This window comes from Arthrobacter sp. 001422645, assembly GCF_059816125.1.
On record NZ_JCBANT010000014.1, the window covers coordinates 54180 to 75326 of the forward strand.

19 protein-coding genes and 3 pseudogenes are annotated in these 21147 nt (G+C 65.3%); 16 read left to right on the forward strand and 6 right to left on the reverse strand.

Annotation, left to right across the window (positions count from 1 at the left end; all coding sequences use genetic code 11):
• The first annotated feature begins 282 nt into the window (after positions 1-282).
• Positions 283-1197 (forward strand): annotated as a pseudogene (locus AC6EUH_RS14155) (alpha-amylase family glycosyl hydrolase).
• Between the two features lie 400 nt (positions 1198-1597).
• On the opposite strand, the gene AC6EUH_RS14160 reads toward AC6EUH_RS14155, so the two are convergent.
• Complete coding sequence (locus AC6EUH_RS14160; protein WP_499739034.1) at positions 1598-3010, reverse strand: amino acid permease; 1413 nt, start codon at positions 3008-3010, stop codon at positions 1598-1600.
• 53 nt (positions 3011-3063) lie between these two features.
• Positions 3064-4161, reverse strand: coding sequence for a histidinol-phosphate transaminase (gene hisC / locus AC6EUH_RS14165; RefSeq protein WP_499739035.1), 1098 nt, complete (start codon positions 4159-4161; stop codon positions 3064-3066).
• Between the two features lie 93 nt (positions 4162-4254).
• Between hisC and AC6EUH_RS14170 the strand changes: the two genes are divergently transcribed.
• From AC6EUH_RS14170 to AC6EUH_RS14195, 6 genes and pseudogenes are all read left to right on the forward strand, one after another.
• Positions 4255-4758, forward strand: a complete 504-nt coding sequence (locus tag AC6EUH_RS14170) for an Lrp/AsnC family transcriptional regulator (protein ID WP_499739036.1) — start codon at positions 4255-4257, stop codon at positions 4756-4758.
• A 120-nt stretch (positions 4759-4878) separates the two neighbouring features.
• Positions 4879-6552 (forward strand): thiamine pyrophosphate-binding protein, encoded by a 1674-nt coding sequence (locus AC6EUH_RS14175; RefSeq protein ID WP_499739037.1) that lies wholly within the window; start codon positions 4879-4881, stop codon positions 6550-6552.
• Between the two features lie 35 nt (positions 6553-6587).
• Positions 6588-7553 carry a lipid kinase gene (locus AC6EUH_RS14180; protein ID WP_499739038.1) on the forward strand — a complete coding sequence of 322 codons (966 nt, stop codon included), beginning with the start codon at positions 6588-6590 and terminating at the stop codon, positions 7551-7553.
• Positions 7554-7687: 134 nt separating this feature from the next.
• Positions 7688-7813: pseudogene (locus AC6EUH_RS14185) on the forward strand (LacI family DNA-binding transcriptional regulator); the annotation flags it as partial.
• Positions 7814-7873: 60 nt separating this feature from the next.
• A pseudogene (locus AC6EUH_RS14190) lies at positions 7874-8224 on the forward strand (carbohydrate ABC transporter permease); the annotation flags it as partial.
• The gene (locus AC6EUH_RS14195) at positions 8221-9867 is read left to right on the forward strand and encodes an alpha-amylase family glycosyl hydrolase (RefSeq protein WP_499739039.1); all 1647 of its coding nucleotides are present in this window, start codon (positions 8221-8223) and stop codon (positions 9865-9867) included. The pseudogene AC6EUH_RS14190 and the gene AC6EUH_RS14195, both read left to right, overlap by 4 nt.
• Positions 9868-10224: 357 nt before the next feature.
• Here AC6EUH_RS14195 and AC6EUH_RS14200 read toward each other — a convergent pair whose 3' ends face one another.
• From AC6EUH_RS14200 to AC6EUH_RS14210, 3 genes are all read right to left on the reverse strand, one after another.
• On the reverse strand, positions 10225-11259 hold the full coding sequence (locus tag AC6EUH_RS14200) for an Rv1352/Rv1906c domain-containing protein (RefSeq protein ID WP_499739040.1): 1035 nt from the start codon (positions 11257-11259) through the stop codon (positions 10225-10227).
• Between the two features lie 547 nt (positions 11260-11806).
• A complete protein-coding gene (locus AC6EUH_RS14205; RefSeq protein WP_499739041.1) occupies positions 11807-12256 on the reverse strand; it encodes an SHOCT domain-containing protein in 450 nt (149 codons plus the stop codon).
• Between the two features lie 662 nt (positions 12257-12918).
• Positions 12919-13494 (reverse strand): Ltp family lipoprotein, encoded by a 576-nt coding sequence (locus tag AC6EUH_RS14210; RefSeq protein WP_499739042.1) that lies wholly within the window; start codon positions 13492-13494, stop codon positions 12919-12921.
• 446 nt (positions 13495-13940) lie between these two features.
• On the opposite strand from AC6EUH_RS14210, the gene AC6EUH_RS14215 reads away from it, so the two are divergent.
• From AC6EUH_RS14215 to AC6EUH_RS14235, 5 genes are all read left to right on the forward strand, one after another.
• Positions 13941-14390, forward strand: a complete 450-nt coding sequence (locus AC6EUH_RS14215) for an alpha-amylase family glycosyl hydrolase (protein ID WP_499739043.1) — start codon at positions 13941-13943, stop codon at positions 14388-14390.
• Between the two features lie 109 nt (positions 14391-14499).
• Positions 14500-14754: a hypothetical protein gene (locus tag AC6EUH_RS14220; protein WP_499739044.1), complete on the forward strand. Its 255-nt coding sequence runs from the start codon at positions 14500-14502 to the stop codon at positions 14752-14754.
• A 485-nt stretch (positions 14755-15239) separates the two neighbouring features.
• The gene (locus tag AC6EUH_RS14225) at positions 15240-15863 is read left to right on the forward strand and encodes an SHOCT domain-containing protein (protein WP_499739045.1); all 624 of its coding nucleotides are present in this window, start codon (positions 15240-15242) and stop codon (positions 15861-15863) included.
• 325 nt (positions 15864-16188) lie between these two features.
• Complete coding sequence (locus AC6EUH_RS14230) at positions 16189-16518, forward strand: hypothetical protein (RefSeq protein ID WP_499739046.1); 330 nt, start codon at positions 16189-16191, stop codon at positions 16516-16518.
• Complete coding sequence (locus AC6EUH_RS14235; RefSeq protein WP_499739047.1) at positions 16515-17276, forward strand: DUF732 domain-containing protein; 762 nt, start codon at positions 16515-16517, stop codon at positions 17274-17276. Before AC6EUH_RS14230 ends, AC6EUH_RS14235 begins: the two co-directional genes overlap by 4 nt.
• Positions 17277-17855: 579 nt before the next feature.
• Here the strand turns inward: AC6EUH_RS14235 and AC6EUH_RS14240 are convergent.
• Positions 17856-18074, reverse strand: a complete 219-nt coding sequence (locus tag AC6EUH_RS14240) for an Rv1352/Rv1906c domain-containing protein (RefSeq protein ID WP_499739048.1) — start codon at positions 18072-18074, stop codon at positions 17856-17858.
• A gap of 668 nt (positions 18075-18742) precedes the next feature.
• On the opposite strand from AC6EUH_RS14240, the gene AC6EUH_RS14245 reads away from it, so the two are divergent.
• The 4 genes from AC6EUH_RS14245 to AC6EUH_RS14260 all read left to right on the forward strand — a co-directional run bounded on the left by AC6EUH_RS14245 (position 18743) and on the right by AC6EUH_RS14260 (position 20997).
• The gene (locus AC6EUH_RS14245) at positions 18743-19312 is read left to right on the forward strand and encodes a hypothetical protein (protein WP_499739049.1); all 570 of its coding nucleotides are present in this window, start codon (positions 18743-18745) and stop codon (positions 19310-19312) included.
• Positions 19313-19314: 2 nt separating this feature from the next.
• The gene (locus AC6EUH_RS14250; protein WP_499739050.1) at positions 19315-20049 is read left to right on the forward strand and encodes a hypothetical protein; all 735 of its coding nucleotides are present in this window, start codon (positions 19315-19317) and stop codon (positions 20047-20049) included.
• A gap of 174 nt (positions 20050-20223) precedes the next feature.
• Positions 20224-20784: a hypothetical protein gene (locus AC6EUH_RS14255; RefSeq protein WP_499739051.1), complete on the forward strand. Its 561-nt coding sequence runs from the start codon at positions 20224-20226 to the stop codon at positions 20782-20784.
• A gap of 90 nt (positions 20785-20874) precedes the next feature.
• Positions 20875-20997 carry a hypothetical protein gene (locus AC6EUH_RS14260; RefSeq protein WP_499739052.1) on the forward strand — a complete coding sequence of 41 codons (123 nt, stop codon included), beginning with the start codon at positions 20875-20877 and terminating at the stop codon, positions 20995-20997.
• Positions 20998-21147 lie beyond the last annotated feature (150 nt).

Consider the following 21147-nt stretch of genomic DNA (forward strand, 5'->3'; position numbering starts at 1 on the left):
ATCTTAGATGGCGTCTGCTTCGAGATTACCTACAGGCACCTGGCCGCACGTCCTTTCACCCCAAGAGGGAAAGACTTTATGTACGCGCCAACCCAGTGATCGGTCGCTTTGAGCACACAACCGGGGCCTTCAAACACGCAGACGGGGACGGCGACGCCTGGGCGACCTCGTCGGGCTCGCCGCACGGCTGCCGTACATCGCCACCCTGGGGGTCGACGGGATCTGGATTACCCCGTTCCAGCCCTTGCGGAGTTCGAGTCCCTGCTGGAGCAGGAGCACTACTTGGGGCTGCGCATCCTGCTCGACGTCGTCCCCAACCACTGTTCCTCGGAGCACCCGCTCTTCCAGGTTCGCCGGAGCGGGATGTTCCACTTCGTCCGCGGTCCCGGGGGTGACACTCCCCCGAACAACTGGCAGAGCGTCTTCGGCGGCCGGGCCTGAAGCCGCGCCAACCCGGGCTCGGCGACGGACCGCGACTGGTACCTGCACCCGTTCTCGGCCGCCAGCCGGACTGGAACTGGCGCAACCCGGCGGTCGGCGACTACTTCGACGGCGTGCTGCGCTTCTGGTTCGACAAGGGGCGTGGACGGGCTTCGCATCGATGTCGCGCACGCGGTGTCCAAGGCCGAGGGGGTCCCCGATTCCCCGTCGGAGGGCGGTGTGGTGGACGGGCTGCGGTCCAACCCCCAGGTCTCGGACCAGAAGGAAGTCCACGAGGTGTACCGCCGGTGGCGTGTCCTGGCCGAGCAGTATGAGCCGCATCGCCTGCTGGTCGGCGAAGTGAACCTGGAACCGGCCCGCGCCGCCCGCTACACCCGGTCGGACGAGATGCAGCAGGCGTTCGCGTCCGCGTTCGTGAAGCACGGCGGGGACCCGGACGCCTGGGCGGCCGTCTGCAATGACATCGAAGCCGCGCGTCTGGTGCACGGCGCCACGCCGACCTGGGCGCTGGAGAACCACGACAGTGTCCGCACCGTCACCCGGTTCGGCGGCGGTGAGCCCGGTGCCTCCCGGGCCCGCGCGGCGCTGGTCCGGCGGACCTCTACCAGGGCCAGGAGCTCGGGCTGCCCGAGGTCGACGTGCCGGTGGAGGCCCGGGTGGATCCCATGTGGGCGCGCGGCGGAGTCTGCCGCGACAGTGCCCGCGTGCCGCTGCCCTGGAGGGCCGACGCCGGGCAGAACCAAGGCTTCTCGCTGAACCTTGCCAAGGCGGCTCTGGAACTGCGCCGGAAGCCGTGGAACAACGAGGTCTTCACGACTCACGACGGCGGCATCTGGCGGGTCGAGGCCGGGTACCTCCTGATCGGCGAGCGCAAACCGCTCTCTGGCCGCCGTCGCAATGAGCGACGAACCCGTGCGGCTGCCCGCCGGCACGGGGCTGCTGAGCGCGGCACCGCTGGAGGAAGACGGGTGTCCACAGGCGAACGACACCGCATGGGTTCCGCGCGGCTGAAGGGGCTGGATTGCGAAGCACCGTGAACGCCTGAAACCGCAGACCGCTCGCAACTGGAAAAACAGAACGGAAGGGCGCGCCCGGCCAAAGCCGGACGCGCCCTCCGCGTGCGCCGAACCCCTCATGCGGGTCCGCAGCACGTGACTTAGTCGATCAGCACCGGTTCCTTGGCGCGCTCCGGGGACTCCGCAACAGGCGCAACCTTCCGGTTCCGCTGGTTCAGCCAGCAACCCACCGCCAGCAGCGCCACGAGGGCGAAAGTGCTCAGGAGCTGGGGACGGGAATCCTCGCCGATGAAGCCCACTGTGAAGATCGCCGCGAGGATCACCAGGCCAAACACTGTGAGCCCCGGGAAGCCGGGCATCCGCAGGGGAAGCTCCGTGCCCTCGCGGTCGGCGCGGAGGCGCAGTGCCAGCTGGGCCAGGAGAGCGGACGTCCACACCAGCAGGCAGGTGGAGCCCACGATGTTGAGCAGGACGGGAAGGACCATCTCCGGGAAGGCCAGCTCCAGCACCACCGTGACCACGCCGAAGGCGACGCTGGCCAGGACGGCAACTACCGGAACCCGGGCTTTGGACACCGAGGCAAGCAGGCGCGGCGCCTCACCGCGCTCCGCGAGAGAGTACGCCATCCGGGACGCGCCGTACAGGTTGGCGTTCAGCGCCGAGAGCAGCGCGGCGACGGCCACCAGGGTGATCGCGGTGGCGGCACCGGGCATGCCGGCGGCGTCCAGCACCGCGGCGAACGGGCTTTTCAGCCCGTCCGATCCCACGGGGACCACGGCCGCGATAATGAAGATGGCACCGATGTAGAACACCAGGATGCGCCACAGCACCGTCCGGACTGCCTTCTTTACACTGCGGGCCGGCTCAGCCGTCTCGGCAGCAGCCACGGACACAATCTCGGTGCCGCCGAACGCGAAGGCCACCACGAACAGCGCCGTCGCGATCCCGGCGAAGCCGCTGGGCGCGAAGCCCTCCCCCATGAAGTTGGACAGGCCCGGCGACTGCACGCCCGGCAGCCAGCCGAAGAGCAGTGCGAAGCCCACCAGCAGGAACCCGACGATCGCCGCCACCTTGAGCAGGGCGAACCAGAACTCGAACTCGCCGAAGTTCTTCACACTGGTGAGATTCACGGCGGTGAGCACCACAATGAACACGAAGGCCATCAGCCACACCGGCAGAGCCGGGAAAATGGTGGCCAGCAGGCCGGCCGCACCCAGCGCTTCGGCCGCGATGACCACCACGAGCTGCAGCCACCAGAGCCAGCCCACCGTGGCACCGGCCACCGGCCCGTACGCCTTGGCCGTGTAGACGGAGAAGGCGCCACTGTCAGGATTGGCGGCGGCCATCTCGCCGAGGGCCCACATCACCAGGATGATGAGGGTACCGGCCACCAGGTAGGAGATCAGCACGGCCGGGCCGGCAGCCTGGATGCCGGCGCCGGAGCCGATGAACAGGCCCGCGCCGATGGCGCTTCCGAGGCCCATCATCGTGAGCTGGCGGGGTTTGAGTGCCGCGCCGAGGGCGCGGCCAGACGTCTTTGTCTGTTGTTCCATTGAGGATTCCTCTGGTTGTAGGTGGAACGGGTAGGTAAAAGGTCAGTGAGTGGTCAGGCGGCGTGGGCTTCCAAGAGCCGGAGCACGCGGTCGTTGGATGCGGCATCGGCAACGGTGATCCGCACGCCGTCGCCCTGGTAGCCCCGCACCAGGATGTCTGCGCGGTCGAACGCGTCCATCAGTGTTGCCCGGAGGGTGTCATCCGCCCGGATCCACAGGAAATTGCCCTGGCTTGGCTGCAGCTTCCAGCCCTGCACTTCCAGCTCCGCGGCCATCCGTGCGCGCTCCTGCTTGACGGCGGCCACCCGCGCTTCCATTTCGTCCCCGGCATCCAGCGACGCGATCGCAGCCTTCTGGGCCAGCGCGCTCACCGAAAAGGGCAGGGCGGTGCGGCGCAGCCCCTCGGCGATGGCCGGCGCGGCCACGGCGTAGCCCACGCGCAGGCCGGCCAGTCCGTAGGCCTTCGAGAAGGTGCGCAGGATGCAGACGTTCGGGTACTGGCGGTAGAGCGACAGGGAATCGGGGCCGCTGCCCGCCTCGGCGTACTCCACGTACGCCTCGTCCACCACCACCAGGATGTCGGAGCGGACGGACTGCAGGAACGCTTCGATGCGCTCGTGGCCGATGGGCACGCCGGTGGGGTTGTTGGGGGTGCAGAGCAGGATCACCTTGGTGCGGTCCGTGACGGCTGCGGCCATGGCCTCCAGGTCTTGGCCCTCGGCGTCATCCAGCGGGATGCGGACCGGCCGGGCGCCGGCCAGCTCCACCAGGATGGGGTACGCCTCGAAGGAGCGCCAGGCGAAGATCACTTCATCGCCGGCGTCGCACAGTCCGGTGATGATCTGCTGGAGGACGCCCACGCTGCCGGGTCCCACCGCGATCTCCCCGGCGGTGACGCCCAGGTGCCGTGCCAGCCGTTCGCGGAGTTCGACGGCGGCGCTGTCCGGGTAGCGGTTCATGGTGCCGGCCGCCTCGGTCACCGCAGCGGCGGCCGCGGGCAGCGGCTGGTAGTGGCTCTCGTTGCTGGCGAGGGCCGCAATGTCCAGGCCGGCACTCCGCCGTCCGGGGACGTAGGACGGAAGTCCGGCCACAGCTCCACGCAGGGCGGGAAGTGCTGTGTCCGGGGCGGTGAGGAGCTGATCATGGGTCATGAGGTCTGATCATGATTGTGACCCGCCACACAATGCAAGCTACCCTCATCCCATTGGGACTTCTGCTCAACTCCTACAGTTTGCGGTGAAAATATGACCAACCCGAACCCTCGCACCCTGGATTCCCTCGACGGCCGGATCATCCTGGCCATGGACAAGGACCCCGAAGCCAGCGCCCTGGCACTCTCGCGGACGCTCGGCGTCGCCCGGAACACTGTCCATGCCCGGCTGGCCCGGCTCGAGCGCAGCGGCGCCCTCCGGTCCTTCAGCCGCAGGCTGGACCCCGCCGCGCTGGGCTATGAACTGATGGCCTTCCTGTCGTTGTCCATCAGCCAGACGCGCACCGGGGCGGTGGAAGACGGGCTCGCCGCGATCCCGGAGATCATCGAGGTGCACGCCACTACCGGGGACGCGGACCTCATGGCCAAGGTGGTGGCCCGCGGCACGGCCGACCTCTACCGCATCACCAACCAGATCCTGGAAATCGACGGCATCCAGCGGACCAGCACCGCCATCTCCGTGCTGGAACTCATGCCCCCGCGCTACGACGGCCTCCTGGCCCGGCTCTCGGAGCAGGAATCCCGCCCATCCAACTAAGCGCGCATGTCCCCCGCCACCAGCGTGCAGATTTTCACTTTGAATCACTATCGACTGCCAAAAATCCCAACCAAAAATCACGCACTTGCCGATTCGTGACGCAGCCCACAAGATTTCTGCATGACTTCACTCACCGTCTCCGGCCGCGTGGCACAGGTTCTCAGCAGCTATCTCACCGATCTCTTCGGTGTCATGGGGAACGGAAACGTCTACTTCCTGGACGCCGCTGAGAAGCTGGGCCTTCGCTTCTCCGCCGTCCGCCATGAAGGCGCCGCCATCGCCGCAGCCGACGCCTACTACCGGGCGTCAGGACGTCTCGCGGCGGGCACCACTACCTACGGCCCCGGCTACACCAACGCGCTCACTGCCCTGGCCGAGGCGGTCCAGGCGCAGATTCCCGTCGTGCTGGTCACCGGGGATGCCCCCACCAGCGGCGCCCGCCCTCAGGACGTGAACCAGGCGGCCATCGCCGCAGGCCTCGGCGCGGCCACCTTCACCGTCACCCGCGACGCCGCGGGCTCCATCACGCGGCAGGCGGTGGAGTACGCACTCACCAAGCGCACCGCCGTCGTGATTGCCATCCCCTACGACCTCGCGGCACTTGAGGCGGCAGATGGAGAGCTTCCGGCGCCGTTGGCATCGGCAGTGAGTGACGACGTCGACGGCGGCCTGGGGCAGGTGGCCCGCCTGCTCGCCGGGGCGAAGCGGCCGCTGATCCTCGCCGGCCGCGGCGCGCATCTCGCCGGCGCCGGTCCGGAGCTCCGGAAGCTCGCCGACCGCCTGGGCGCGCTGACCGCCGGAACCGCGCTGGCGCTCAACCTCCTCGAGGGCGACGGCTACCTCGGCGTCGCGGGCGGCTTCGGTACTGACACCGCGGCCGGGCTCATGGGTGAGGCCGATGTCATCCTCGTGGCGGGGGCGAGCCTGAGTCCCTTCACCATGCGGTTCGGGCACCTGCTCGGCCCCGACAGCACGGTCATCCAGATCGACGCCGCCCTGCAGCCGACGCACCCCCGGGTGGACACGTTCGTCAGCGGGGACGTGAAGTCCGCCGCGGAACGCATCCTTGCGCTGCTGGATAACCCGGCCGCACCGGCCGCCAGCCCCGCGGAAGCCTGGCGCGCGGAAGCCCGCAAACGCCTGGCCGAGGGACCGGCCCACCACCCCGGCTCTGCGGAGACGCCGGACGGCCGGCTGGACCCGCGCTCCCTCGCCAAGGCACTGGACGCGGTGCTGCCGGAGCGCCGCACGGTGGTCCAGGACGGCGGGCACTTCGTTGGCTGGGCACCCATGTACTGGCACATCCCGCGGCCGCAGGACCTGGTCATGGTGGGCACGGCCTTCCAGACCATCGGACTGGGCCTTGCCAGCGCCGTCGGGGCAGCCCGCGCAGTGGAGGACGGCCGCACCCTGGTGCTGGCCACCGGCGACGGCGGTTTCCTGATGGGCCTGTCCGACCTCGAATCGCTGATTGGGGCGGCGGGCAGCGCCGTCGTCGTGATCTACAACGATGCCGCCTACGGAGCCGAAATCCACCAGTACGGATCTCAGGGCTTGACCGAGAAGCCCATGCTGATCCCCGAGGTGGACTTCAGCGGCGTCGCCCGGGCGCTCGGTGCTGAGTCGGCGATCGTCCGCTCGCTGGCGGACCTTTCCGCGCTCCAGGACTGGATCGACGCCGGCGCGAAGGGAACCTTTGTGGCCGACTGCCGGATCACGTCGAGCGTCCGGGCCCCGTGGCTGAGCGAGTGGATGGCGGCCTCGCAGGCCGCGAAGGCGGCGGTGGCCGGCTAACGGAATTCACAGGTCCGCGGCCTACCATGTTCCGCATGAAGGCTGCCCGGGACGCACGCTCTGCCGCCGTGGTGATTAACGCCGGATCACGCCGAGGGGCGGCCCACGAATTAGCAATGGACACGATGCGCAAGGCAGGCGTGCCCATCTCCGCCGTGCACCATGTGCTGTCCGGGGCAGACCTGGCCGGGACGCTTGACCGGGTGCTTGCGGACGGACACGATTTGGTCATTGTCGGCGGCGGCGACGGGACGGTGTCCTACGCCGCCGGCCGGGTCGCCGGCACCAACGTTGCGCTCGGCGTTCTTCCACTGGGCACCGCCAACGACTTCGCCCGCACGCTGGAGATACCGAACAATCTGGCCGAGGCGTGCGCCACCGTCGCCGAAGGCAAGGTGGTGGACATCGACCTCGGCCGGGCCAACGGTGAGCCGTTCCTCAACGTCGCATCCGTGGGCCTCTCGGTGGCGGTTACCGAAGCGCTCAGCCCCCGCTTGAAGCGGTACATCGGGCCATTGGCCTACAGCATCGCCACGCTTCGGGCTTATGCCCGACACAAGTCGTTTCGGGCCCGCCTCGAGTTCCCGGAGGGCGACCATGAGCCGCTGGAGCTCGAGGATCTGCTTCAGCTGGCGGTCGGCAACGGCCGACATTACGGCGGCGGCAACACGGTTTCCCCCACCGCAGGGATCGATGACCACATCCTTGACATCTACGCCATCCTGGCCGGGCCCGTCCGGGAGCACGTGAGTATCGCGCGGCTGCTCAAAGACGGAAGCTTCATCAAACATGACCGCGTGTACCACCTGACCACCAGGCGTGTCCGGCTGGTCACCGACCAGCCGCTGCCGGTGAACCTCGACGGCGAGATCGCGACCACCACTCCCACCGACTTCACCGTCCAGCGCAACGCCGTCCACGTGGTGGTGCCCCAGAGCAGCACCAGCGCACTGTTCGACGGGCCGGGCGCCGCAACCCCTCCTAAGGGCGTTGTTTGCTAAACAGTCACGCCTTATCCGGCTCTCCCCTTAGCGTTGGTGCAGCGCCCAACGAAACCGTTTACGTAAACCGTTTGCGTTAGGCTTCCGTAGTCCGTTTACGCAGCACCCGCAAGCACCCTCAGGGAGGAGGAACAGTGGTCACCATCCGCGATGTCGCCAAGCACGCCGGCGTCTCCCCCGCCGCTGTTTCCCGGGTGGTCAACGGGCTGGTGGGCTACTTGGACGAGACCCGCGAACGCGTTGAGACTGCGGTCAAGAGCCTCCGCTACGAGACGGGCTACCTCGCCCGCGGCCTGAAGACCCGGCAGACGACCGTTATGAAGGCCCTGCCGTTCGACCTCGAAGAGGCCGCCATGATCGACGGCTGCACCAAGTGGCAGGCGTTCCGCCGCGTGCTGCTGCCGCTCGCCGCGCCGGGCGTCTTCACCACCGCGATCCTGACATTCATCCACAGCTGGAACGAGTTCATCATCGCGCTGTCCATGATCAACGATCCGAAGATCCAGACCGCCACCGTGGCGATCTCCAAGTTCACCGGCGCCACCGAATTCCAGGCGCCCTTCGGCGAGCAGATGGCCGCCGGCGTGATCGTCACCGTCCCGCTGGTGATCATGGTGCTGGTCTTTCAGCGTCGGATCGTCGAAGGCCTCACCGCGGGCGCGAGCAAATGAGCCCTGTTGAGGAAACCAGTTTCACGCCCGCCGCGGAGTGGTGGCAGTCCGCCGTCATCTACCAGGTCTATCCGCGCAGCTTCGCCGACGGCGACGGCGACGGCGTGGGCGACCTCGCCGGGCTCACCGCGCGGCTGCCGTACATCGCCGCGCTGGGGGTGGACGGGATCTGGATGACCCCGTTCCAGCCCTCCCCGCAGGTGGACCAGGGCTACGACGTGTCCGACTACTGCGGCGTGGACCCGCTGTTCGGCACCATGGAGCAGTTCGTTACTTTGCTGGCTAAGGCGCACGCGCTGGGCCTGCGGGTGCTGCTCGACGTCGTGCCCAACCACTGCTCCTCGGAGCACCCGCTGTTCCAGGCGGCTTTGGCGGCCGGCCCGGGCTCGCCGGAGCGGGACATGTTCCACTTTGTGCCGGGTCCGGTGGACATGTCCGACGGCGGCGGCGCGGGTTCCGGTGCCGGCGACGTTCCGCCGAACAACTGGCAGAGCGTCTTCGGCGGACGCGCCTGGAGCCGCGCCAACCCGGGTTCCGAAACGGACACGGACTGGTATCTGCACCTCTTCTCCCCCGAGCAGCCGGACTGGAACTGGCGCAATCCCGCCGTCGGCGATTACTTCGACGGTGTGCTGCGCTTCTGGTTCGACAAGGGTGTGGACGGCCTCCGGATCGACGTCGCGCATGCCCTGTTTAAGGCCGACGGCCTGCCGGACTCGCCCTCCGCGGGCGGGGTGGTGGACGGGCTGCGGTCCAACCCGCAGGTCTCGGACCAGGAGGAAGTCCACGAGGTCTACCGCCGCTGGCGCACCCTGGCGGAGAAGTATGAACCGCACCGCCTGCTGGTGGGCGAGGTCAACCTGGAACCGGCCCGCGCCGCCCGCTACACCCGCGCGGACGAGATGCAGCAGGCCTTCGCCTTTGCGTTCGTGAAGCTCGGCTGGGACCCGGCTGCGTGGGCCGCCGTCGGGAACGAGCTTGAGGCCGCGCGCCAGCTGCACGGCGCCACGCCGACGTGGGCGCTGGAGAACCACGACATCGTCCGTTCGGTGACCCGCTTCGGCGGCGGCGAGGTCGGCGCGCTGCGGGCCCGCGCCGCGCTGGTCGCGTTGCTGGGTCTGCCCGGTCCGGCGTACCTCTACCAGGGCCAGGAGCTTGGGCTGCCCGAGGTCGACGTCCCGCTGGAGTCCCGGGTGGATCCGATGTGGGCCCGCGGCGGTGTCTGCCGCGACGGCGCCCGGGTCCCGCTGCCGTGGACCGGCGACGATGCGCTTAGCCACGGGTTCTCGCTGGCTGAAACGGGGGCGCAGCCGTGGCTGCCCATCCCGGCGGGCTGGGGCACGCACGCGATCGAACTCCAGCAGCAGGACCCGAAGTCCTCGCTGGCACTGGTGACCAGAGCACTGGGGCTGCGCCGGCTGCTGTGGAAGAACGAGGTCTTCGGACCGAACGACGGCGGCACCTGGCGCGTCGAAGAGGGGAGTCTGCTGATCTGCGAACGGAGCACCGACTTCTTCGTCGCGGTCGCGATGGGCACCGAACCGGTGCAACTGCCCGCGGGATCGGTCCTGCTCAGCGCGGCAGCGCTGGCGGAGGACGGCTGGCTGCAGCCGAACAACGCCGCGTGGGTGTTGCGGGACTGAGAGAGCTGCGCCACTGCGTGGCATCGAGGCGTTGGTGGTCCCCATAACAGGAGTTGACTGTCCGGGTGCGGGCGTCCGTGTCTGGAGCGCTGACGTTCGTGAGTACGTCTTGCCACGATGTTGCCGGAGCACTCGTTGCCGACATCCGAAGGTTTGGCCCACCGCGTCCATCCTTGACTGGGTCAACGAGACCGGCTCCAACGATGGGTCTTTTCTATGAGCAACAGAATCCGTCGGTATGACCTTGAGAAGGGGGGGCAGCCACGGGCTCAAAGATTTCGCGCCCTAATCAGTCCACTCCGCAGAAGACCCGGCCACACCATCGAGGTGTGGCCGGGTCCTTACTCGGCGTGGTGACTATCCGATCTTCGTCCAGACGGGGCAGTTGTTAGACTCAAAGCCTTCACCGGGGTATACGGTGACAGTGACGCCATTCGGGGCGAACCCGACGAAGCCGTTGTCGATGATGTCGCCGCCGCCGTTGCTTCGGGCCCAGTAGCAGTCCTTGGCACCGGGTTTGGTCCTGTAGGTCCCTGCCGCCAGGTCTTTGCCAACGGTGTAGGTGCCGTCTTGAATCTTCACAGTCGTTGCCACTTGTCGCAGGAGCCCTGCGTGGGGCGCATCCGGGCACAGGGCGAGGGCACCGTACGCGTCGGCGCGCGTCGCTCCCGGAACTCCGCTCACTTGGTCGGCGTAGTCGGATGCCGGTTTGGCGCACAGTTCCAGTGCTGTTCCAAAGTCCCCTGCCGGGCTGCCGTAGGTGCCCCCGCCGTGCTGGGCGACGACCTTTGCCACGGACTGCTCGCTGGGCAGCAGCGGCGTGGCGTCGTAGGCATCCCCGCCGTCGACTTCGATATGGCAGGTCCCGGAGTTTTTGTCTTTGTACTCCGGGCTGGCCCAGACCTCCTTGAGGGACTTGTAGACGCCTGGTGCACCTTCGGTGAACCCATAGGAGCCGCTGCAGTCGAAGGTGTACCGGGCGGCAAGCTTCGCCGTGGCGGCCGCTTCCGCGGCCTGGGCTGCGGCTTTCTTGGCTGCATCCGCCACTTCCGCTTCGGTGACGCCAACGGTGACCTTAATGAGGGCCGTGTCTGTGATGACTCCGGCGGCCGGGTCCGTGGATGTCACCAGTACGGTCTTGTCCGGGAAGGTGCCGGTCCATTCCTTGCCGTCTTTGGCGAGGATCTGCACGGAGACGAAGTCCTCGTCGATGAGCGTCCTTCGGGCGTCCTGGAAGTTGACTCCGATCACGTCCGGCACCGGGCGGGCCGTTTTGGTGGGCGACGGGGTGGCCGATTCGGAGGTTGAGGAGGCTTGTTGTCCCCCTCCCCCGCAGGCGCTGAGCCCGGAGATGAGTACGGCTGCCAGGACGGCAGAGATGTAGCGTTTCATGTCCCCTATTTCAATGGTTCTGGATGCGATGATGACGTTCCCGGTGGTGGCCGGGGTGCGGATACCCCAACCATATGTGTCGGGTGCGTCACCGAAGAAAGAAAGGATCCAGACATGAAGATCACTTGGGACTTTTTGGGCGGCCCGCTCCCCCGGCCAGCACAAGGACATTGACGATTTCGAACTTTCCATGGCGATTGAAGGATGCACCCTCGGTTGTCAGGACCCGAAGGCGGCCCGGCCGTTGGTCTTTCCCGGCCAGCCCCTGAAACCCCGCGGGGGTCCGGGCGACCCGATCGCGGTGGGTGAGCCGTTCCCGCTGGACGAGACCGCTGTAGGCGACTGCAGCGGAGAGAAAGTCAACGGCAGCGGGATCTTCACCGCCTACTGCGCCCTGGACCAAGGTCGTGCCTGCCTGCACGGCGCATCCGACGATGAGACCGTGGAGGCAGACCGGCGGTGTCATCCGTCCAGCGACCGCGGCCGCCCCAGCGCCCTTAGTCCCGATCAGTGTTGCCCAAATGCCCACGCTTGCCCTTCAGCGACTTCAGGAGCGGCGCAGCAGTTCTTGCCTCTTCCACTCGAACTCTTCGGCTGTCACCAGGCCTTTGCCCCGGAGTCGAGCCAAGTCCTCGATCTGGCTCGCGGTCGTCGGTGCCGGGGCCAGCGGCCGGTTGGCCTGGCCGGAGCTTAGTACCGCCATGATGATCGCGCTGGCCAGCAACACAAGGACGCCGATAAGGATGAGGACCCAAACCCACACGGTTGCAGCCGCAATACTTGAACGACATTCGGCAGCGTAACCCGTGTAGCCAAGGCCGCTGTCCTGTGCCATCGCATCCATCAGCTCGGCAACACTGCTCTTCTTGAACGGCGCGCCGCAGTTGGCTCCTGCAGGGTTGAAGCCGCTCACGATTCCGCAGAGAATCAGGAACGCGCCAGCGCCGATTCCCCACCACCATCCAGACCCGGGCTTGCGCGCGCGGGGGCTGCTCATTGCCAGATGTTCAAATGGCGCCGGCGGTCCAGGGTGGCCGGGACGCAAAGGGAGGATGGTCTTTTGGACCTTGGGACTCAGCGCAAAGCCATCCCGCACTGTCCCCCAACCCTTGCCATCAAAGTAGGCGACCGAGCCCGGATTCTGAACGTGCGAGTACCAACCTGGCTGCATTCTTGCTTCCCCATTCCTACGCGCGGGAAGCATATCCAGCACAGTGCTGACTCGCCGGGCCCGCTGGACATCCAACAGAATACAGCGACAATTCTGACATGGCAGCCATCCATCCCTTTCGCCGCTGCGTGTTTCTGGCGCCCGTGGGTATTCTGGTCGAATAGTCGCCCGCTGATAAAGGCGAACGACGGAAAAGGCGGGATTCACCCGTTGCGAGGCTGATCCTGGAGAAGAATTTGACTCTGTGCCCCTGATCCTGTGGGCGGCACCATTTCCGTCCGGCCGATCACAAATGTCCCGACACCGCTCAGCTCGATCGGGGCTCGGCATACTCAGTGCACATTCCGGGCAGCCCGAAATTTTCTGATGCACAGTCCAAGTTTCCCAGTCAGAACGTTGGGCCCACGTCGTAACGCCTGAAGTCCCACGCTTAGGACGTCACACAACAAAGGGGCCCCCAAATGGGAGCCCCTTCAGTTTGGTGTCTTCTAGCCCAGGTTCTTAACCGCGTAATCGGCTTCCGCCGGCGTGAACTTCTCGCCGTGCTCCGATGTCAGCTGCTGGCGGATGCCCTCCGGAGACATGGACATAGTCTCCTGATAGCTCTTGGCCTTCGCCAGGGCATTTGCTTTGTAGTCTGCCTTGAGGTTATCAACCGCGTATTGCGCTGCTTTAGGCGAGAACTTCTCGCCATATTCCGACGTGAGCTGCTGGTAGATGCCAGCCTTGCTCATGTGCATAGTCTCGGAGTAGGACTCCGCCTTCTTCAGCGCGGACTTGTACTCGGTGGGGACAGCAGGGGCTGCGGGGGCTGCCGCTGCTGCGGGGGCCGCAGCAGCAGGCGCCGCTGCCGTTGTCTCCGAGGACGGAGCGACAGTAGCTGAAGAATCGCCCTTGCCCGCGGTTGAAATACCCGAAATGATCATTATCGCGACAATGATCAGAGGGAGAAGGAAACGCTTCTTCTTGAACCAAGGCCGCGATGCCTTGCGGTATGCCTTGTCCGCTGCTGCCTGGGCTTTGCCGTCACGGGCAGCGTCCGGCAAAGTTGTCTTCTCTGTCATTGCAGATCCTGTCTAACTGGTTTGGCTAATTTCTCTGGGTGGCTTCTCCGCCGCGCGGTGTCACTGAGATGTAGCCCTGTATCAGACCAGGTGCCTGTGTCAGACCAGATGACAGATTCGTCCCCCCGAACAAACTATAGCTATACAGATCCCCAAGCTGAGCATTGGCTGGGAAATTACAGTATGTGGCGTTCACCGGCAGAACTATTCTGGCCCCATTCACCTCTTCTTCCGTTGGCAGCCCGAGTGAAACTGGGGCAACCCGGCCGTCGGCGACTACTCGGAGGAGGGCTGCGGTCTGGTTCGACAAGGTTGTGGACGGCCTACGCACAGGCGTCGCGCATGCCCTGTTCAAGGCCGAGGCCTGCCCGACTCGCCCTACTCTGGCGGAGTCCTGCCGCTGCCGGTGCACTCTAGCCTAAAATTACCAGCCGCACCGCCTGCTGGTGGGCGAGGTCAACCTGGAACCGGCCCCCGCCGCCCGCTACACCCGCGCAGATGAGATGCAGCAGGCCTTCGCCTTCGCGTTTGTGATGCTGGGCTGGGACCCGGCGGCGTGGGCCGCCGCCGGGAATGAGCTCGAAGCCGCACGGCAGCTGCACGGCGCCACGCCAACCTGGGCACTGGAGAACCACGACATCGTCCGTTCCGTGACCCGCTTCGGCGGCGGAGAGGTCGGCGCCCTGCGGGCCCGCGCCGCGCTGGTTGCGCTGTTGGGCCTGCCGGGTCCGGCGTACCTGTACCAGGGCCAGGAGCTCGGGCTGCCCGAGGTCGACGTCCCGTTGGAGTCCCGGGTGGATCCGATGTGGGCCCGGGGGCGTCTGCCGCGACGGCGCCCGTGTCCCGCTGCCCTGGACGCCGGACGACGCGCTGAGCCACGGGTTTTCGCTGGCTGAAGGTGCCGCCGCGGTTCAGGCATCAGAGCCGTGGCTGCCGCAGCCCGAGGGCTGGGGCACGCACGCGATCGAACTGCAGCAGCAGCAGGACCCGGAGTGCTCGCTGGCATTGGTCACCGAGGCATTGGAGCTGCGCCGGCTGCTGTGGAAGAACGAGGTCTTCGGACCGAACGACGGCGGCGCCTGGCGCGTCGAGGTCGGGAACCTGCTGATCTGCGAACGCCGCGCGGACTTCTTCGTCGCCGTCGCAATGGGCACCGAACCCGTGCAACTCCCCACCGGATCGGTGCTGCTCAGCGCCGAACCGCTGGCCGAGGATGGGTGGCTGCAGCCGAACAACGCGGCGTGGGTACTGCGGGGCTAAAGGTCCGGCGCCGCTGCGTGGTATCGAGGAGTTGGTGTCCCATAACGGGAGTTGACTGTTCGGGTGAGAGCGCCGCTGTATGGAGCGCTGACGTTCCTCAGCACGCCTTGCCACGACGTTCAGAAATCGTTCCACTAAGTATGTTGGCGCTGGCGAGCAACGGCAGGGTGCAGATCTTCGTGACCGCATCGTCGACGCCTAAGTTGTGGTGTTAGCCCGGGTTCACATTTCTCCAGGCGCACGAGGGTGCGCAACACGCCACCTGTCGTGCCTGGTCCGGGAGGCCGTTCCGGCGCCCGGTGCGGTACCACCTGTGCGCCTGCTCGACCTGGATCACGCCGTCGTGGAGTCGGCCGGACATTTGGCCATGGGTCTTGACGGCCGACTGCACGCCGGCTGCCGCTGTATTCTGTTGGAGGTCCAGCGGGTCCGGCCAATCAGCACCACGCTGGATTTGTGCTTCCGCTCGAAAATGGGGAGGCACTGTGCAGCCTGGCTGGTACGCGCACATTCAGAATCCGGCAGCTGTTGCCTACTTTGACGGCACCGCGTGGGGTTCCGTCCGGGACGGCTTTGCTCTGAGCCCGGATGTGCAGAAAACCGTCACGCCCTTGCAGCCAGGCCACCCTGGACCAGCGGCCCCGTTCGAGACCATGGCGATTGCCGCTCCCCGACTGCAGAAGCCAGGATCAGGTTGGTTTTGGGGCATCGGCGCCGGCGCCGCCCTGATCGTCGCGGGCCTGCTTCGCGGTTTCTCTGCGGCTGGCGCGAATTGCGGCGCCCCGTTCAAACCAGACAGCGTGGCCGCATACATGGACGCGATCGCCCCCGAGTACGGTCTTGGCGTCACAAATTATGTCGCCCAGTGCCGTGACAGCATCGCTGGCGCGACAGCCCTGACTTGGACGCTCATCGTCCTCGGAGTCATCGTCATGCTCGCCAGCTTCCTGATCCAGGCCGTGATCCGTTCGGGCCACGCAAACCGTGCCCCTGTTGTCGTGCCGACGGCCGCCTTGCAGATCGAGGAGCTGGCCCGGCTCCTGGACAAAGGCCTCGTATCCCCCGAAGAGTTCGAATGGAAGCGGCAAGAGCTGCTGCGCCGCGCGTGACTTAGCTACTTCCAAAGTCAGGCGAGCCCCTAGGTGGGAGCACCGGTGTCCGTAGCTGACGTCGCGGGCATGATTCGGAGGACCGTTCCCGGGTTCTCCCCTGAGGGGCGAGCCGTCGGCCACGGGGGACGATCCATTCGCCACAGCGTGCCGCTGATCCCGGCCGGCTGCGTCGCTTCATCCAGCAGCTCTGCTTCCCCTCGTCCTCGAGCTTGCATTCCGCGACCTCGTTACGCCTATCCCCAGATCAGTGCAGCCATCGCCGAGTGCGGGGTACTCATATCCCTGGCGCGGTGGGCGTACATGCGCGCCAGGCACTGGACCCATGACTACGGACACGCCTCTGCTTGAAGCCTTGGCCGACTTCTCCGGTGTCGTGGTCAGCTACCTCACAGAGGAGGACTCAGAGGTGCAGGCCCAGCTGGACCTTCTCATATCGACAAAGGAAGCAGAGGTAAAGACCTTCGCTGCCCGTTCCCTGAGCAAGGACCTGTCAACACAGACGCTGTTGGAGATTGCGGGACATCATAGACCAGACACTGAACAAGCAGGGCAGCGAGCCCTGAGCACTCCGGACCATGGGAACATCAGGACAAGTATCATTAGGACGCCTGTAGTCATCAGGCACAGGAATTTCTATTGGGGGACCCTTTGAAAGCACTGCCTTTCTCGCTGCTGACCGCAGCCGCACTGATACTGACCGGATGTGGAGCGCCGGCCGAAACAACCAAGATGGCAATGTCACCATCGCCGTCGCCGTCCGCGTCCGCCGCCACTCTGAAGAAGAACACGGTGCCCCTGTTGACCACCTGCATGTCCCTCTTTGGCGAGGGCTCCAGTTCCCTGGCCAACAACTCCATAGGCTTCCTGACGGAGGTAAAGTCCGTCGACGCGGACACTGCTCAGAAAGCTGACTCATTCGCCACTCGCTTCGCTGAGGTAGCAGAAACCGCAAAACCTGAGCTTGCCGAGCCTCTTCACGAGATGCAGGTCCTGTTCGAGGATTTCGTCCAGGCGTGGGAAGACTCCGGCTCGTGGTCAGTGGGTGACTCCTACGCTGCAGCCAAGGACACCGTCGTTGACATCTGCATGCCAGAGCTGGACGCCGCCGATAAGGCGGTATCAGGCACAGCTCCAGCAGCAACAGACGATGAGAAGTTCCTGAAGGCTCTGCGATCAGCCCACCCCGCCATGAAGTCGCCGGACACTGCGAACCAGCTCGAGATCGCAAAGACCTTCTGCGACGTCTACGACAAGGGAGTGGAAAACGGCAAGGTAGCGGAGGCGGCCGCCGCTTCCGATGCACTAGTTACCGCTCCTGCCGGAATCAAGTTCACCCACGAAGAGCTGAAGTCGATCCGTAAGCTTGGCGTCAGCACCTTCTGCCCCCAGCACCTGGACAAGGTCCCCTAACGCGCCGCCGGCCGCAACATCTGCAGTAAGCGTTTCTTTGTCCGCCTAGGATGGGCGAGCTGTCTTGACGACCCCCTGGCCACATACGACAGGGCAACAACCGGCGCCCGGCAACGAATATCGACGTCACGCAGGGCACGCAATGGTCGCCGCCTCCGCCCGCGACAACAGCCGCCGCCCGCGGACGTGAAGTCGTCCGGTGTTCCATGAGTACAACGGCGGTGGTGTTCGGATCGAACTCCGAGGCATCCTCCTGATCATCGGTGACGCGCCCGCGGCAACGCCGACGATCGAGGTCAGACTAGCCCCCCATACACAGGACAAGGACCCGTCCGCCTACGGCCGCGGAATCGCACCCGATCCGTGTCCTGTGGCTGTGCAGCGCAGTCTTGGTACCGGCAGCTTTCCACTGAAGTCATGAAACCGGTCGCTGCCAGGGCTGCTGCTCAAGGCGCTCGTCCTCGCCGCGTCGGGGTGCACCTTGCCGGCGCTTCGGCTAGCAGCCAGACCGCGAGGAGGGCAGCAAAGAGGCCCCGGCCCGTCGTAAGTGACGGGCCGGGGCCTTGGGGTGGATGCTGGTCAGCCGATCTTCGTCCAGACGCCGCAGCGGCTGGACTCGAAGCCTTCGCCCGGGTACACGGTGACGCCGGCCGGCGCGAACCCGACCATGTCGTTGGCGATGATGTTGCCGCCGCCGGTGGTCCGGGACCAGTAGCAGTCCCTGGCGCTCGGCTTGGTCCGGTACGTCCCCTGCTCCATGTCCTTCCCGACGGTGTCGACCCCGTCATCGATCTTCACGGAAGTCAGCACGTCTTTAAGAACGGCCGCGTGTGGAGCGTTCGGGCAGAGCGCCAGAGCGGCCAATCCATCCGGGCCACGACCTCGTCGGCGTAATCGGGCTCGAGCTTGGTGCACAGCCGCATCACCTTATCGAACGTCTCGATCGGGGCGGTGTACACATCCGGCCCGGAAATATCGACTCTTGACGAGTTGTCAACAGCTATGTCCACCGCTGGCTGTAAACTCTGCGAGACCAATAGTCTTTGGAACCGCTCGTTTTAGCAGTTGCTGAATGGAAAACTGTAGGTACTTTGGTGAACAGAAAAATCGCACGTCCCGTGACCAACACGGAGGTTCTGCGCCAGCGCCGCGTCCTCCGTCCCTCGACTTTGATCGTGAGCGTCATCACTACCCTCTTCATGGCCCGAAGCGCGGTGGTGGGCGGTCTTAGCGGCGCTCTCGTAGGTTTGGCCCTTTGCGCTCTCTTGACCGGCCTGTACATTTCCGTTACGGGACGGCAATCATGGGCCCTCATAAGGGGAGGTCGCAAAATGGGCGGTGCAATTGCAATCGGTGCGGTTGTGATGTTCATTTCAGCTATAACTGTCTACGGCAAGCTGGACAATGGCTGAACGTCCTGAGTCCAGATTCCCGGATGCGATCTGCAACGTTAGGAATTCAAAAACATGAGTAAACGGAGTACCAATGTCGTAGATCCCGAAGGGCACTACGCCGAATTCCTGATGAGATTAGACCTTGCCAGGGCCAGCCTCGTTAGCAGACGTGAAGCCTTAGATGCGACGATAGAAGTCGTCGAAAGACTTTATGAACACAACGCAACCGGCCTCCAACTCTGGGCCCAAAGGAGCACTATAGTGGCGGGAATCCTGGCTCATCGACGCGAAGACGCTAAGGATCATGGAACCCAGGTCGAGCTCCAGGAAGTTGCTGCAAAAATGGAGTCTATGTTCCGGGAGCGGACGCAACGAATCGAAGCAAAGAGACTTGCGATCCGTGGCCACTTCGAGGAAATCGATGACTCACTCTTGGAGCTCGAGAAAAGTAGTGTAAAACTCCATTCATCACGGATGCTTTCCCAAGAGCGCGAAAACCTCAATAAGGCTGTGGCCCAACTTGCCGGCTCACGGAGCGGGGCTCCGTCGGCAATTCAGGATATGGGCCTGCGTGACGACCTCAAGGACGCGCGGCAGGCCGTCATTCTCGCTGAGGCGCTTATAGAAGTGAAGGGGCACTAGACGTGGAGACCCCCAAACCAGAACTGTGGGTTGTAGATAGCTTCAGTTCAGAGCAATGGAACGAAAAGCCACGCATCTTCAAAGTGTTCTTCGGCACCGGTCTTATCGGGTTCATCGCGAGCCTGATACTAGCCGTGCTCATACCAGGCATGCGCAGCGTCGAAGCGTCCCTGCTATTCGCCTCCACGTGTGCGACCATTGCTACTCCGATCCTCATAGCCGCCCAACTCGCAGCTGAAGACGGCTTTCTCCACCGTTTCACCTCCAGCGTCAACAGGACCATCCTCGAGCTGACCGGCAACAGAAGCGATGCACTCTCCGTCGATCAACTCAAAGCCTTGATCAACACCGACGACGTACTGCCGCTGCTCGTTAATGGTGTTCCCGGACTGGCATTGCGCGCAACGCTGCGAAAGACTACGGCCGGGCAGGACTGGAAAAGCCCCGGAACGCCCGAGCGTATGGGACAGGCGCCGTTGCCCACCTCACCAAGGAGCGACAAGCGTCTTCGAATCGTAGAGCTTGGCGCGCGACTCTCTCTCCTCATCAGCAATGCCGCTCCTAGACACATTCTCAGCCACGAGCAACAGCAAACTCGCCCCGGCTCGCAGCAAGCCACCGAGCGGACGTACGTGGTAATCACAGCTACGCCCCCGGACTACGGCACGGCCAGCTTCGACATGCTGCTCAACGCAGGAAACGACGCCAACCCGGCACCCAACTCGACCGCTCGCTGAGAGCAGGTTCTACGTCCACGCGCGCAATGAGTCACGGCCAAAGGGGTACGGAGAAGGAGCCCTGCCTTCCCGACTCATATAGATGAGACTCCCGACCTTGACAAGTATCACACCTCCGAGCATAGTTGGGTTACCCGGGAGTCCTATCTATAGATTCCCATCCAAGGAGCACCAATGCTGCACATCACCGTCACCGCCAAGAAGCCTGTCAATCCTGAGCAGGACGGTCTCGGCCGCCCGTACGTCGGCTATGAAGCCGGCATGACCCAGGATGAAATGTACGAGGCCAACCACGGCGAATGGGCAATCGGTGCCCGCGGCCAGAAGGAGCGGTACGCGCTGTTCTCCTTCGGGCGGACCGTCATCCAGGCCGTCGAAATCGACTCCTTGGAGCGCACCACCCTGTACGGGCGGAACCCCGATGAGAAGCGCGATGACCGCTACACGATCCACGGCAAGATCCTCAGCAAGGGACACCCGGTCTTCGACAAATACGTCGGCCACCCGAGCCCCGTCGGCGCAGCCCGGAACCCGGTTCGGTACTTCGAGGACGCTGACTTCGACGGCGAAGCCGGCCAGCCTTGCCGGTGCGGCTGCGGCGAGATGACGACCGGAGGCGACTTCGTCCCCGGCCACGACCAGAAGGCCATCCACGAGCGCATCGCCCGGATCGGTACTGTTGCCGAGTTCCTGGACTGGATGGATGTCGTACGGCCCGCTTCACTCGGCCGCTAGCACGGAGGCCCGGCCCTCATGTGGGACCGGGTCTGACTGCGTATACTCGCTATGACTGCGCCGAAACGGGGCACCACATATCGGGGGAATATGAGCGCCGTCCTTCCGGCGGACGTCGAGCTGCCCGTCACCGGTAAGCCGTTCGGGGAGGCCCCGGCATGGGACGTCGGCACCTTCGCCGCCGTATGGCTCCCTAGGTCCGGACCCCTGTAATCCGTGCTTGTCATCCTGGCTGACGCGGCGGCGCGTCAAGCGGGAACAACCAGGGCAGCAGCCCAACCCCAAGCCCGTCGAAACCGGAACCTGACCCGGACCCGTTCGAAAACCTCCCCAAGGAACCAGACCCAATGCCCGATACAGGAG

Bases quoted from the DNA above. Each gene is read 5' to 3' on its own strand.
- AC6EUH_RS14160 (WP_499739034.1), bottom strand. From the start codon at position 3,010: ATGGAACAACAGACAAAGACGTCTGGCCGCGCCCTCGGCGCGGCACTC.
- hisC (WP_499739035.1), bottom strand. From the start codon at position 4,161: ATGACCCATGATCAGCTCCTCACCGCCCCGGACACAGCACTTCCCGCC.
- AC6EUH_RS14170 (WP_499739036.1), top strand. From the start codon at position 4,255: ATGACCAACCCGAACCCTCGCACCCTGGATTCCCTCGACGGCCGGATC.
- AC6EUH_RS14175 (WP_499739037.1), top strand. From the start codon at position 4,879: ATGACTTCACTCACCGTCTCCGGCCGCGTGGCACAGGTTCTCAGCAGC.
- AC6EUH_RS14180 (WP_499739038.1), top strand. From the start codon at position 6,588: ATGAAGGCTGCCCGGGACGCACGCTCTGCCGCCGTGGTGATTAACGCC.
- AC6EUH_RS14195 (WP_499739039.1), top strand. From the start codon at position 8,221: ATGAGCCCTGTTGAGGAAACCAGTTTCACGCCCGCCGCGGAGTGGTGG.
- AC6EUH_RS14200 (WP_499739040.1), bottom strand. From the start codon at position 11,259: ATGAAACGCTACATCTCTGCCGTCCTGGCAGCCGTACTCATCTCCGGG.
- AC6EUH_RS14205 (WP_499739041.1), bottom strand. From the start codon at position 12,256: ATGAGCAGCCCCCGCGCGCGCAAGCCCGGGTCTGGATGGTGGTGGGGA.
- AC6EUH_RS14210 (WP_499739042.1), bottom strand. From the start codon at position 13,494: ATGACAGAGAAGACAACTTTGCCGGACGCTGCCCGTGACGGCAAAGCC.
- AC6EUH_RS14230 (WP_499739046.1), top strand. From the start codon at position 16,189: ATGACTACGGACACGCCTCTGCTTGAAGCCTTGGCCGACTTCTCCGGT.
- AC6EUH_RS14245 (WP_499739049.1), top strand. From the start codon at position 18,743: ATGAGTAAACGGAGTACCAATGTCGTAGATCCCGAAGGGCACTACGCC.
- AC6EUH_RS14255 (WP_499739051.1), top strand. From the start codon at position 20,224: ATGCTGCACATCACCGTCACCGCCAAGAAGCCTGTCAATCCTGAGCAG.
- AC6EUH_RS14260 (WP_499739052.1), top strand. From the start codon at position 20,875: ATGAGCGCCGTCCTTCCGGCGGACGTCGAGCTGCCCGTCACCGGTAAG.